We start from the raw sequence: 12,921 nt of genomic DNA, 5'->3' as shown, positions 1-12,921 counted from the left end.
GCGTTTTCTGGTCGGCGCCGACCTTCGTTTACCTATGCGTGGCATGAGCATGGAGAGACTATATCGGGCTCAGCCGGCATTCGGCCTGGTTCGTACCGCGATGCCGCTGCCGACGCCGCCACCGGCGGCCGCATCCACGTGCGCGAGTATGCCGCGGATGGGAATGCCCAGCGTAGCGGTGCCGCCGTACTGTGCGAGGGCGATATTGGCCTTCTCGCAATCGGGCGCGTCGGCGGCATTGGAGCCGCTGGTGATTCCCAGCGCCAGGGTGCCGCTGACGATGGCGCCGCCGCTGTCACCGCCCAGGGTGCAGGCCGAGCTGGCGAAGCCCCGGATGATCTTCGCGTCGCCCTCGGTGGTGAACAGCTGGGTCTCGACCCGGTCGGCGACGACGAAACCGCAGGTGAAGGTCGAGGACTGTCCGGATTTGCACACCGGAGCGCCGACCACCGGGTCTGCGGTGCCGGTGATGGTCAGGGTGGTGCCGTTGGCGCCGCGCACCGACGGCTGGTCCATCCCCGCGCCGACCGCGCGCTCGTTCAGCTGGATCACCGAATAGTCCAGCGTGCTGGGGCCGCCCAGTTCCGACTGGACGAAGGTGCCCAGCTCCGGGCTCGCCGGGATATTCCGGACATTCGGTCCGTATACGGCGGCCCGTTCGTCGCCTTTGTCGATATTCGGATTGCAGTGTCCGGCACTGATATTCAGCGCGTTACCGGCCGAATCGACACTGTTGAAGCCGAACGAGCAGACATCGACGCTCTTGAGTTCCGCGTCGTCGAGTGGGCCGGGGGCGCTGATATAGGTGTCCCCGCCCATCGGCCGGTGCTCCACCGGGCCGCCGCCGTCCGGGGAAAGGACGACCTTGATGTTGGCGATCAGGGTCGGCAGGTTGATCATATGCGCCAGTGGCGTATTCGCGACGTTGACGACCAGTTGGCTGTTGAGGAAGTCGATGGCGATGGAATTGATCAGCTGCGAGATATCCCGGGGCTGCGCGGCGACCCATTGATTCATCTGCGTGAGCGAGGTTTCCAGCGCGGCCGCCGAGACCGGGGCCAGGCGCGTGGAATATCCGTCGTCGCTGGCCACCTTGGCGGCGTCCGGCGAGGTCACGGCGACAGTGGGCTTACCCTCCGGGGTCATCCACGCGCCGGCGAAGACGTCCGGCCGTTCGGCGCGGAATTCGGCCGCGTAGGTCTGCAACTGCTGGGCGCGCGCGGCGCGGTCCAGATATTCGGTCGGGGTCATATTCAGATCGCGGGACAGCGCTTGGACCAGTTCGGCCGGCAGGTCCTCGGCTTTGAGTTGTTCCGGTTCCGGCGCGGCGATCGCCGCGGTCGCGCCGAACAGGGGAGCCAGGAGAACGGTCGAGCCGATAACGGCAGCTTTGACCGCGGCGTGACGCGCCACCGACTTGCGCATGAAGTCCCTTCGTCGGCACTGGGTGCCAGATAATCCGTGGCCGGATCGAATCCGTTGGCGCACAGGTTTGCTCGAGCTTCGACCGGGTTGCCGGGGTGGCCGGAATAACACCGGTCAGCGGATCACTCTAAGGCACAAATCGCTATCTGGCCTCTTCTTGGCGACCTTCCTTGGATCCGGTGTCGGGAAGGTCCATTTCCGGGTCCTCGGTGCGGAACGGAACTGGGAACGGGAAGATCCTCGGCCGGGTCCGGGTGGTCGTCGTTTCGGTCTCGGTGGTCGGCTCGATGAGGGTCGGACCGCTGGGTTCGGTGGTGGTCGCCGAGGGGGCCGTGGTGGGCGCCGGAGTCGTCTCGGTGACGGTGACCGGCGGCGGAGGAGGTAGCGGTTCCTCGGTGAAGGTCGGTTCCGGCTCGTAGGTCGGCTCGGGTGTGTAGGACGGGATCTCGGGGGCCGGGGCGACCGGCTGCGGCAGTACCGGCGGCGGCGGAGGCGTCTCGGTCACCGAGGTGGTGGCCGGTTCACCCGGCTCCGCCGCACCCGGTCGCAGAATCGCGGTGACACCGAGGGCGCCGATCAACAGGCCACCGAACGCCGCCGCCGCCACCAGCGCGGCCGTCCGCCGAGGGCTGTGATCACGATTGCCGCCGGTCGCCGTCACTCCGGCCGCGGATTTCTTCCCCTTGGTGGCGGTGGAAACCGCTGCCGCGGTGCCGGTCGCGGGCCGGGGAGCGGCCGCGGGGCCGGTGGCCGGACGCGGTCCGGTGGCGGGGGCCAGTCCGGCGGCTATGGCCGCCAGACTCGGGCCGCCGTAGGTGGCTTCGGGATCCAGGGCGGGAACGAGCGCGGAGTACGCCTTGGCCGGGGTGTCGCCATCGCGCAGTTTCGGCATGACGACGGTGTCCAGGGCGGAGTTCTGGGCGGTGGATGGATCGGGCGGCGTGGCGCCGGCCGGGGTCTCCAGGACGACCGCCAGCGCCGCCCGGCCCGCGCTCTCGGCGAAGTATCGGCTCGTGTCCGCGGGGGTGAGATGGGCGGGACCCGCCGGTAGTTCGTCCTCACCGACGAGGGCCACCGATTTCAGGCCCAGGTAGTCGAGTGCGCCGCGCAGGGCCAGCACCTGCCCGGGCGTCCATCCGGCGGGATGGGCGGCATAGAACTCGGCGGGGCCGTTGAGATGTTCGGCGGTGAGGTTGATCAGGCAGAACAGCGCGGTGGCGAGCAGGTCCTCACCGCGGTAGGCCTCGCCGTCGTCCACGACGACGCCCGCCGGATCGCCCACGGCCGCCACGAAGCCGGTGATCGTATGGGTGTGCCCGGGTGGGGCGACGGCGCCGCCGAGGACCGCGTCCCCGTCCTCGGACATGTGCAGCACCGGATCACGGAGGATGAAGTGCGGGTCTCCGTCGTCGTCGACGACCGCCGCGGTGCACGCGTACTCGGCGATGTGCAGGCCCACCCCAGTGGCCATTCTCGGATCCTCGCTTCGACTTCCTCATCCAGAAACAACGGTACGGTTCACCCGCACGTCGCCGTACCGTGACGCGGGGCGCCGCGGTCACCATGGGCGGAGCTTCGACAATAGCGCCGGCGAGCGGGTTGTGGGGATCGGGGAGCGACCCGCGGCCCGGGTGCCGGCGCGATACAGCTGGGTCACGATGTCGCGTCGACCCGGTCGCCGCGGCCGGGCGCGGGAAGAATGGGGCGGGGCCCGGTACGAGGGGGCGGGAATACATCGCCGGCGCCGGGGGTTGAGCTGATCGACAATGTTGAGTGACACTGGCTCAAGTTTGACTTGACGGCCTCTCGGAGGAGGGGCAGGATTGAGCCGACCACGCTCAGTATTGCTGGGACCGTGCTCTATGTTCTGCCTGGGGCTGGTCCACGCGGCGGGTCCGACCGGGCCCGCAGCGTCATGGGCACCTGCCCGGACAGACACAAGCAGTCGAAAATGAGGAGGAAACAAATGGCTCGTGCGGTCGGAATCGACCTCGGGACCACGAACTCGGTCGTCGCCGTTCTCGAAGGTGGTGAGCCGGTCGTCGTCGCCAACTCCGAGGGTTCGCGCACTACACCCTCTGTCGTCGCGTTCGCGAAGAACGGTGAAGTACTGGTCGGTCAGCCGGCCAAGAACCAGGCCGTGACCAACGTCGACCGCACGATCCGCTCGGTGAAACGCCATATCGGCACCGACTGGACCGTGGAGATCGACGGTAAGAAGTACACCTCGCAGGAGATCAGCGCGCGCACGCTGATGAAACTGAAGCGCGACGCCGAGGCCTACCTGGGTGAGGAGATCACCGACGCGGTGATCACCGTCCCCGCCTACTTCGAGGACGCGCAGCGTCAGGCCACCAAGGAAGCCGGTCAGATCGCCGGTCTCAATGTGCTGCGCATCGTCAACGAGCCCACGGCTGCGGCCCTGGCCTACGGCCTGGACAAGGGCGACAAGGAACAGACCATCCTGGTCTTCGACCTCGGTGGCGGTACCTTCGACGTCTCGCTGCTGGAAATCGGCGAGGGTGTCGTCGAGGTCCGCGCGACCTCCGGTGACAACCACCTCGGTGGTGACGACTGGGACGAGCGGGTCGTGAAGTGGCTGGTCGACAAGTTCAAGTCCAGCTCGGGCATCGATCTGACCAAGGACAAGATGGCCATGCAGCGGCTGCGTGAGGCCGCCGAGAAGGCCAAGATCGAACTGAGCTCCTCGCAGAGCACCTCGATCAATCTGCCCTACATCACCGTCGACGCGGACAAGAACCCGCTGTTCCTCGACGAGCAGCTGACCCGCGCCGAGTTCCAGAAGATCACCTCGGACCTGCTCGACCGCACCCGCGCGCCGTTCCAGTCCGTGGTCAAGGACGCCGGCATCAAGGTCTCCGATATCGACCACGTCGTGCTCGTCGGTGGCTCCACCCGCATGCCCGCGGTCTCCGAACTGGTCAAGGAACTGACCGGTGGCAAGGAGCCCAACAAGGGCGTGAACCCGGACGAGGTCGTCGCCGTCGGCGCCGCCCTGCAGGCCGGTGTGCTCAAGGGCGAGGTCAAGGACGTCCTGCTGCTCGATGTGACCCCGCTGTCGCTGGGTATCGAGACCAAGGGCGGCGTGATGACCAACCTCATCGAGCGCAACACCACCATCCCGACCAAGCGTTCGGAAACCTTCACCACGGCCAACGACAACCAGCCGTCGGTGCAGATCCAGGTGTTCCAGGGTGAGCGCGAGATCGCCGCGCACAACAAGCTGCTCGGCTCCTTCGAGCTGACCGGTATTCCGCCGGCTCCGCGCGGGGTGCCGCAGATCGAGGTCACCTTCGATATCGACGCCAACGGCATCGTGCACGTGACCGCGAAGGACAAGGGCACCGGTAAAGAGAACACGATCAAGATCCAGGACGGCTCCGGTCTGTCCAAGGAAGAGATCGACCGGATGGTCAAGGACGCCGAGGCGCACGCCGCCGAGGACAAGGCGCGCCGGGAGGAAGCGGAGACCCGCAACCAGGCCGAATCGCTGGTACACCAGACCGAGAAGTTCATCAAGGACAACGAGGACAAGGTTCCGGCGGATGTGAAGTCCAAGGTCGAGGCGGCGATCGCGGAGGCCAACGAAGCGCTCAAGGGCACCGACACCGCCGCGGTGAAGGCCGCGGTGGAGAAGCTGGCCACCGAATCGCAGGCGCTGGGTCAGGCGATCTACGAGGCGCAGGCCTCCGAGAGCGCGGCCTCCGGTAACGGCGCCGCGGGTGCGGACGCCGGCGACGACCAGGTGGTCGACGCCGAGGTCGTGGACGAGCCGGTCGACACGGAGAAGAAGTGACGAATTCGGGAAACAAAGGAAATTCCGAGGAGCCGGTCAGCTTCGTCGACAAGCGCAAGATCGATCCGGAGACCGGTGAGGTCCGCGAACAGGCCGGGGCGGCCAACGGCGCCGCCCCGGCCGGGGCCGAGGGGGGCGTAGCCCCCCAAGCGCCCCAGGCCGGCCTCGAAGGTGACGGTGTCGACGCGGCGCCCGCCGAGGCCCCGGCATCGGACGAACTCGCCGAGCGGACCGCCGATCTGCAGCGGCTCACGGCCGAGTACACCAACTACCGGCGCCGGGTCGAACGCGATCGCAAGACCGCGATCGATTCCGCCAAGGCCGCCGTGGTCACCGAACTGCTCGGTGTCCTCGACGACCTGGACCGCGCCAAGGCGCACGGCGACCTGGAGTCCGGCCCGCTGCGCTCGGTGGCCGACAAGCTGATCGAGGCCCTGCGCAAACAGGGGCTCGAGGAGTTCGGGTCCGAGGGCGAGCCCTTCGATCCGAACCTGCACGAGGCCGTGCAGCACGAGGGTTCCGGGCACGATCCGGTGATCGGCGTGGTGATGCGCAAGGGGTATCGCTTCGGGGAGCGGGTGCTGCGGCACGCGCTGGTCGGCGTCACCGACGGTGTCGGCGATCTCGGAGCGGACCAGGGTGCCGCGGATACCGCGGAACCCGCTCGGGCGGAGGCATCGGATGCTGATGCCGGCTCGGACAAGTAACGACTCCGCGGCGAAAGCCACGGACCGGGTGGCGCGGCGTGCGCACGGAGCGATCCGTGCGCACCGCGCCCCCGGTACGCCGCGCGCGACGGGCCCGGAGGCGGTAGGAAAGTACGACCACGCGGGGCCCCGGACGGTCCGCGGAACAGTATCGAGAGGAGGAGATGCCCGGTGAGCCAGCGGGAGTGGATCGAGAAGGACTTCTACAAGGAGCTGGGTGTCTCCGCCGACGCCTCCACCGAGGAGATCAAGAAGGCCTACCGCAAACTGGCCCGTGATCTGCATCCGGACGCCAATCCCGGCGATGCCAAGGCCGAGGAGCGGTTCAAGGCGGTCAGCGAGGCGCACACCGTCCTGTCGGATCCCGCCAAACGCGCGGAGTACGACGAGACCCGGCGGCTGTTCTCCGGCGGCGGGTACGGGCGGGGCGGCGGTTTCACCCCGGGTGCCGGTGGCGGGTTCTCCCAGAGCTTCGATCTGGGCGATATCTTCGGCCAGGCCGCCGGTGGCGCCGACGGGGGGCTCGGTGACCTGTTCGGCGGCCTGTTCAACCGGGGCGGCGGTGCCACACGCGGCGGCGGCCGGCCCCGCCGGGGCGCCGATGTGGAGGCCGAGACGACCCTCGGGTTCCGGGAGGCGGCCAGGGGCGTCACGGTGCCGCTGCACCTGACCAGCCCGTCACCCTGCACCACCTGTCATGGCAGCGGGGCCAAACCGGGCACCAGCCCGCGGGTGTGCCCGATCTGCAACGGCAGCGGTGTGGTGAGCCGCAATCAGGGCGCGTTCGGTTTCAGCGAACCGTGCGACGAGTGCCGCGGCACCGGGTCGATCATCGATGACCCGTGCGTGGACTGCCACGGCAGCGGTATCCAGAACCGCACCCGCTCCATCAACGTCCGCATTCCTCCGGGTATCGCGGACGGACAACGGATCCGGCTCGCCGGACAGGGCGAGGCGGGCCTGCGGGGCGCGCCCTCGGGCGACCTGTTCGTCACGGTCCACGTCGGCCAGGACAAGGTCTTCGGCCGGGCCGGCGACGACCTGACCCTGGCCCTACCGGTCAGCTACAGTGAATTGGTGCTCGGTACGACCGTATCGGTGCCCACTCTGGAGGGCCGGGTCGGCGTGAAGGTGCCGCCGGGTACCGCGGACGGGCGCATCCTGCGGGTGCGTGGCCGCGGAGTGCCCAAACGTGGTGGTGGAGCCGGTGATCTGCTGGTCACCGTGAAGGTCGCCGTGCCGCCGAAGCTGGACGACGATGCCGTAGCGGCGCTGCGCGCGCTGCAGGAGGCGGAGAAGGCCAGCGGCTTCGATCCGAGAGCGGGATGGGCAGGTGCGTGATGGATTCGAAACGGGCATCGGAGGGCTCGGCTCGCTCGGCGGCCCGAGCGATGGGCCCGGAGGCGGCCGCGCAGCGTGACGAGGTAGGGCCCCGGGAGGGGCGTCAATCGGCCACCGAATATTTCGTGATCTCGGTGGCCGCCCAGCTGGCCGGAATGCATGCGCAGACCCTGCGCACCTACGACCGGCTGGGTCTGGTGACACCGCAGCGCACGTCGGGTGGCGGCCGGCGCTATTCGGAACGGGACGTGGAACTGCTGCGCGAAGTGCAGCGGCTTTCCCAGGACGAAGGCGTCAATCTCGCCGGCATCAAACGGATCATCGAACTCACCAATCAGGTGACCGAACTCCAACAGCGGGTGATCGAACTGTCCGCGCAGCTGGAACGGGAACGGGCCCGGCCGGATTACCGGCCGGAACTGATTCCGCCGCAGCGCAATACCGCGCTGGTGGTGTGGCAGCCGCGGAACCGGCGGCAGCGTTGACGGCGGCGCCTCCGGCGCCGCCGGGTCAGGCTCCTTCGAACTGGATACGTTCGGCCGGGGTGCCCGCGTCGAGCAGGCGTTCCACGGTGGACCTGGTCATCGCGGGCGATCCGCAGACCAGCACCTGGTGCCGGTCGAACGAACCGTAGGAGCCGACCACTTCGGCGAGGGTGCCCTGGAGCAGGTCGTCCTCGTCGAAACCTATGTCCACCCGGTGACTTTCGTGCCACCTGTCCGGCCAGGACGGATCCTCCAGCCGTTCCACCACCGGCACCACGGTGAGCCAGGGCAGGTCGGCGGCGAGCAGGACGAGCATATCGGCGGCGTACAGGTCGCGTGGAGCGGAGCCGCCGAAGAACAGGTAGGTGGTGGGCGGGTCCGGGTGCCGGGCCAGTTCCAGGATCTGGGCGCGCAACGGGGCCAGGCCGGTGCCGCCCGCGATCATCACCACCTCGTCGCCGTCGGGATCGACGGTGAACAGGCCCTCGGGCGCGGACAGCTTCCACCGGTCCCCGACCGCGGTATCGGCGACGATACCGCCGCTGCACCAGCCGCCCGGCACGGTTTTCACATGGAATTCGAGCTTGCCGTCCAGCGAGGGCGGCAGCGCGGGGGAGAACCGGCGGCGCATACCCGGGAACTGCGGGACCTCGACCTGCACCGACTGCCCGGCATGGAACGGTACGTATTCGCCGATCAACCGGACGACCGCCATATCGTGGCGCAACCGGTGATGTTCGACGACATCGGCCAGCCAGTACGACCGCTGGGACGAATGGGCGGGGGACGCGCTCGGATCGTTCGTCATACCTCACTCCGCTGACAGGCCGGACCGGACGCCGATGCGCCCGGTGGTCGATGTGCCGATACCGATCAGACCGGATCGGTACTGATGATCTCTTCCGGGGTGCCGACCGCGAGCAGCGCCCGCCGGGTGTCGGCGATCATCTTCGCCGAACCGGCGATCTGGATCTGCCGATCCTCCCATGCGCCGAAACTGGCCACCACGGCGCCGAGGTTGCCGACCAGGCGCCGGTGCATTCCGTAGGGCGCGTCCTCGGTGGGATGCGGATACCACCACGGGTTGGTCTTGTGCTCGCAGACCGGGACGATGGTGAGCCACGGGTTGCTCTGCGAGAGCTGCCACATGTTCTCCACGTCGTACAGGTCGCAGGGGTAGACCCCGCCGATGAAGAAGTGCACGCGGGGGTTGATCCCGCGCCGGCCCATCTCGATCAGCTGGGCGCGCAGCGGTGCGACACCGGTGCCCGACCCGATCATCAGCACATCGCGGCCGCTGTCCTGGTCGACCTGCAGGCCGCCGAGTGGTCCGCCGATGAGCCAGCGGTCGCCGACCTTGGTCTCGTTGACGATGGAGGGGCTCACCCACCCGCCGCGGACCTTGCGGACGTGGAATTCGATCTCGCCGTAGGGGTTCGACGGGATGGCGGGCGAGAGGTAACGCCACATCCGGGGCCGTTGCGGGACGGAAACCGGGACGTACTGGCCGGCGAGGTAGGGAATCGGGTCGTCGGACTGCAGGCGCACGATGGCGAGATCTTCGAGGACGTGCCGGTGGCCGACGACGGTGGCCTCCCAATAGGGCGGCGAATCGTCGGAATTGGCTCCGATGGCCATGGCGGCGGAGATGAGCAGGCAGACATCGCGCCAGCCCTCGGCGAGTTCCCGGGTCCAGTAGGGGCCGTTGTAGGTCTGGAAGGCGGCGTAGAGGGCGGGGCCGGCCTGGTCGTAGTGCGCGGCCTCGACACCGTACTTGCGGTGATCGCGAGCCAGTTGCTCGAGGAACTTCTGGGCGCGATCCCAGTCCTCGAGATGATCGAGCATGTACTGGACCGCGGTGACGATTCTCTTCGCCTGCATATCCATGGCGGGCGGGAACAGCTCCCGCAGCCGCGGGTTCTCCGCGAACAGGTGACCGTAAAACGCGCTGACCAACCGCTCGGGACCACTCGGCGCATCGATCACCGACTGGAAATTGGCGCGGACCAGCGCTGCCGAACGCGCATCCACGGCGTGGAGCTTCCTTTCCCTGGATTCCGACCCGGAGGGACGTAGCCGTTACCGGCGGTCCTTCACCCGACCAGTATCCCCGAAAAAAGAGATGATGGTGGGTGTGAAATACGGTTACCGGGTTTGGCCGATCTTGTTCGCGGGTAAGGACGCGTCGTTATGAGCCGTGACCCAGCACTTTTCTGGCTACCCGGTGGGCGGCGACAGTCGCAGAAAATTTTAAAGTTGAGCGGAACAGACTCAACCTTTCGAACGTTGAAGCGGGCAGGACGGCACGAGGCACCGGGATCGGTGCGGATGCCGGATGAGATATCGACTAGCAGGAAGGTGCTTCGTGGACTCGTTCAATCCCACCACCAAGACCCAGGCCGCGCTGACCGCCGCGCTGCAGGCGGCCTCGTCCGCCGGTAACCCGGAGATCCGGCCGGCCCATCTGCTGGTGGCGCTGCTGGACCAGACCGACGGTATCGCCGCGCCCCTGCTGAAAGCGGTGGGCACCGACCCCGCGACAGTGCGGCGCGAGGCCCAGGACATCGTCGACCGGCTCCCGCGCGCCACCGGCGCCACCACGACTCCGCAACTGGGCCGCGAAGCGCTCGCCGCGATCACCGCGGCCCAGCATCTGGCCACCGAACTCGGCGACGAGTACGTCTCCACCGAGCATGTGATGGTCGGCCTGGCCTCCGGCGACTCCGATGTGACAATGCTGCTCGACAAATACGGCGCCACCGCCTCGGCACTGCGCGAGGCATTCACCACCGTGCGTGGCAACACCCGGGTGAGTAGCCCGGATCCGGAAGGCAGCTACCAGGCGCTGGAGAAGTACTCCACCGATCTCACCGACGCCGCGCGCGCCGGAAAGCTGGACCCGGTGATCGGTCGCGATACCGAGATCCGCCGGGTGGTGCAGGTGCTGTCCCGGCGCACCAAGAACAACCCGGTACTCATCGGCGAGCCGGGCGTCGGCAAAACCGCGATAGTGGAGGGCCTGGCCCAGCGCATCGTCGCCGGTGACGTCCCGGAATCGTTGCGCGGCAAGACCGTCATCTCCCTCGATCTGGGTGCGATGGTCGCGGGCGCGAAGTACCGCGGCGAATTCGAGGAGCGGCTCAAGGCCGTCCTCGAGGAGATCAAATCCAGTGCCGGGCAGATCATCACCTTCATCGACGAACTGCACACCATCGTCGGTGCCGGCGCGACCGGTGAATCCGCGATGGACGCCGGAAACATGATCAAGCCGATGCTGGCCCGCGGCGAGCTGCGGCTCGTCGGCGCGACCACCCTCGACGAGTACCGGCAGCACATCGAGAAGGACGCCGCGCTCGAGCGCCGCTTCCAGCAGGTGATGGTCGGCGAACCCTCGGTGGAGGACACCGTCGGCATCCTGCGCGGCATCAAGGAACGCTACGAGGTGCACCACGGGGTGCGGATCACCGACTCCGCCCTGGTGTCGGCGGCCGCGCTGTCGGACCGCTACATCACCTCCCGCTTCCTGCCCGACAAGGCCATCGACCTGGTGGACGAGGCGGCGTCGCGGCTGCGGATGGAGATCGATTCCCGCCCGGTGGAGATCGACGAGGTCGAACGCGCGGTGCGACGGCTCGAGATCGAAGAGGTGGCGCTGACGAAGGAGACCGACGAGGCGTCCAAGCAGCGACTGGAGCGGTTGCGCGCCGAACTCGCCGACGATCGCGAGAAACTCAACCAGCTCACCACCCGCTGGCAGAACGAGAAAACCGCCATCGACCAGGTCCGCGTGCTCAAAGAGCAGCTCGAGAACCTGCGCGGCGAATCCGAGCGCGCCGAACGCGACGGCGACCTGGGTAAAGCCGCCGAACTGCGATACGGCCGGATCCCGACGCTGGAGAAGGAACTCGCCGAAGCCGAGAAGACCTCCGGTGCGGCGGCCGACGGTGAGGTCATGCTCAAGGAAGAGGTCGGGCCCGACGATATCGCCGAGGTGATCTCGGCGTGGACCGGTATCCCGGTGGGCCGCCTGCTCGAGGGCGAGACCGAGAAGCTGCTCCGGATGGAAGCCGAACTCGGCCGGCGCGTGGTCGGGCAGCACGACGCGGTGCGCGCGGTGTCCGACGCGGTGCGGCGGGCGCGGGCCGGTGTCGCCGACCCGAACCGGCCGACCGGATCGTTCCTCTTCGTCGGCCCCACCGGTGTCGGTAAGACCGAGCTGGCCAAGGCGCTGGCGGACTTCCTGTTCGACGACGAACGCGCGATGGTCCGCATCGATATGAGCGAGTACAGCGAGAAGCACGCGGTCGCCCGCCTGGTCGGCGCCCCACCCGGATACGTCGGCTACGACCAGGGCGGCCAGCTCACCGAAGCGGTGCGCCGGCGGCCGTACACGGTGGTGCTGTTCGACGAGATCGAGAAGGCGCATCCGGATGTCTTCGACATCCTGCTCGCCGTACTCGACGAGGGCCGCCTCACCGATGGGCAGGGCCGGACGGTGGACTTCCGCAACACCATCCTGATCCTGACCTCCAACCTGGGCGCCGGAGCCGACGCGGAATTCGTGATGAACGCGGTGCGAGCCGCCTTCAAACCGGAGTTCCTGAACCGGCTCGACGATGTGGTCATGTTCCAGGCCCTCGACGAGGACCAGCTCGCCCATGTCGTGGACATCCAGCTCGATCAGTTGCAGCGGCGGCTCGCACAACGGCGGCTGACCCTCGAGGTGAGCGATTCGGCCAGGTTCTGGCTGGCGGTGCGTGGATACGACCCGGTCTACGGCGCACGCCCGCTGCGGCGCCTCATCCAGCAGTCGATCGGCGACACCCTGGCCAAGGAACTGCTGGCCGGGAAGGTCACCGACGGCGACACGGTCGAGGTGGGCGTGAGCCCGGACGGTGACGGCCTCGTGGTCGGGCCGCGCGATCGCGACCCCGCCGCGGTCAGCGCCGGTTCCTGACCCGGCCCCTCGCACCGCGCGTGTGGCACCGGCCTCGCCGCCGGTGCCACACGCGCCGTCTCCGGACGACTGCGTTCGCCGGGGACTCGGTGTTTGTGGTCGGCGTGGGTGGGTGTTGTGAGCGGATGGTGGGCATGTCGACGCGCATGGCCGAAGCGGAGGCGGAGGTACGCCGAGGTGGGCGTGGGT

General features: G+C 68.2%; 9 protein-coding genes. 5 read left to right on the top strand and 4 right to left on the bottom strand.

The window, feature by feature from the left end; all coding sequences use genetic code 11:
* Nucleotides 1-69 precede the first annotated feature (69 nt).
* Both ON38_RS23930 and ON38_RS23925 read right to left on the bottom strand, forming a co-directional pair.
* Entirely contained in the window at nt 70-1,425 is a 1,356-nt protein-coding gene (locus ON38_RS23930; protein WP_039827192.1) for a S1 family peptidase, read from the bottom strand.
* A gap of 142 nt (nt 1,426-1,567) precedes the next feature.
* Nucleotides 1,568-2,896, bottom strand: a complete 1,329-nt coding sequence (locus tag ON38_RS23925) for a hypothetical protein (protein ID WP_157181869.1) — start codon at nt 2,894-2,896, stop codon at nt 1,568-1,570.
* 495 nt (nt 2,897-3,391) lie between these two features.
* Between ON38_RS23925 and dnaK the strand changes: the two genes are divergently transcribed.
* The 4 genes from dnaK (at nt 3,392) to ON38_RS23905 (ending at nt 7,775) form a co-directional block, all read left to right on the top strand.
* Entirely contained in the window at nt 3,392-5,242 is a 1,851-nt protein-coding gene (gene dnaK, locus ON38_RS23920) for a molecular chaperone DnaK (RefSeq protein WP_039827191.1), read from the top strand.
* Nucleotides 5,239-5,949 (top strand): nucleotide exchange factor GrpE, encoded by a 711-nt coding sequence (gene grpE, locus ON38_RS23915; protein ID WP_039827190.1) that lies wholly within the window; start codon nt 5,239-5,241, stop codon nt 5,947-5,949. The genes dnaK and grpE overlap by 4 nt, the downstream gene beginning before the upstream one ends.
* A 171-nt stretch (nt 5,950-6,120) precedes the next feature.
* Nucleotides 6,121-7,290 (top strand): molecular chaperone DnaJ, encoded by a 1,170-nt coding sequence (gene dnaJ, locus ON38_RS23910; RefSeq protein WP_039827189.1) that lies wholly within the window; start codon nt 6,121-6,123, stop codon nt 7,288-7,290.
* Nucleotides 7,291-7,340: 50 nt separating this feature from the next.
* Nucleotides 7,341-7,775, top strand: coding sequence for a heat shock protein transcriptional repressor HspR (locus ON38_RS23905; RefSeq protein ID WP_039827231.1), 435 nt, complete (start codon nt 7,341-7,343; stop codon nt 7,773-7,775).
* A gap of 25 nt (nt 7,776-7,800) precedes the next feature.
* Here ON38_RS23905 and ON38_RS23900 read toward each other — a convergent pair whose 3' ends face one another.
* Entirely contained in the window at nt 7,801-8,583 is a 783-nt protein-coding gene (locus ON38_RS23900; RefSeq protein ID WP_051165108.1) for an FAD-binding oxidoreductase, read from the bottom strand.
* Between the two features lie 65 nt (nt 8,584-8,648).
* A complete protein-coding gene (locus tag ON38_RS23895) occupies nt 8,649-9,806 on the bottom strand; it encodes a globin domain-containing protein (protein ID WP_039827188.1) in 1,158 nt (385 codons plus the stop codon).
* Nucleotides 9,807-10,140: 334 nt separating this feature from the next.
* Here ON38_RS23895 and clpB point away from each other — a divergent pair, with 334 nt between their 5' ends.
* Complete coding sequence (gene clpB, locus ON38_RS23890) at nt 10,141-12,732, top strand: ATP-dependent chaperone ClpB (RefSeq protein WP_039827187.1); 2,592 nt, start codon at nt 10,141-10,143, stop codon at nt 12,730-12,732.
* Nucleotides 12,733-12,921: the final 189 nt, after the last annotated feature.

This window comes from Nocardia testacea NBRC 100365 (assembly GCF_000308775.1).
Lineage (GTDB): Bacteria > Actinomycetota > Actinomycetes > Mycobacteriales > Mycobacteriaceae > Nocardia > Nocardia testacea.
Note: the sequence above shows the minus strand (reverse complement) of the source record. Positions and strands in the feature narration are given on the sequence as shown.

Coding starts and splice junctions, on each gene's coding strand:
- ON38_RS23930 (WP_039827192.1), bottom strand. CDS start 1,425: ATGCGCAAGTCGGTGGCGCGTCACGCCGCGGTCAAAGCTGCCGTTATC.
- ON38_RS23925 (WP_157181869.1), bottom strand. CDS start 2,896: ATGGCCACTGGGGTGGGCCTGCACATCGCCGAGTACGCGTGCACCGCG.
- dnaK (WP_039827191.1), top strand. CDS start 3,392: ATGGCTCGTGCGGTCGGAATCGACCTCGGGACCACGAACTCGGTCGTC.
- ON38_RS23905 (WP_039827231.1), top strand. CDS start 7,341: ATGGGCCCGGAGGCGGCCGCGCAGCGTGACGAGGTAGGGCCCCGGGAG.
- ON38_RS23900 (WP_051165108.1), bottom strand. CDS start 8,583: ATGACGAACGATCCGAGCGCGTCCCCCGCCCATTCGTCCCAGCGGTCG.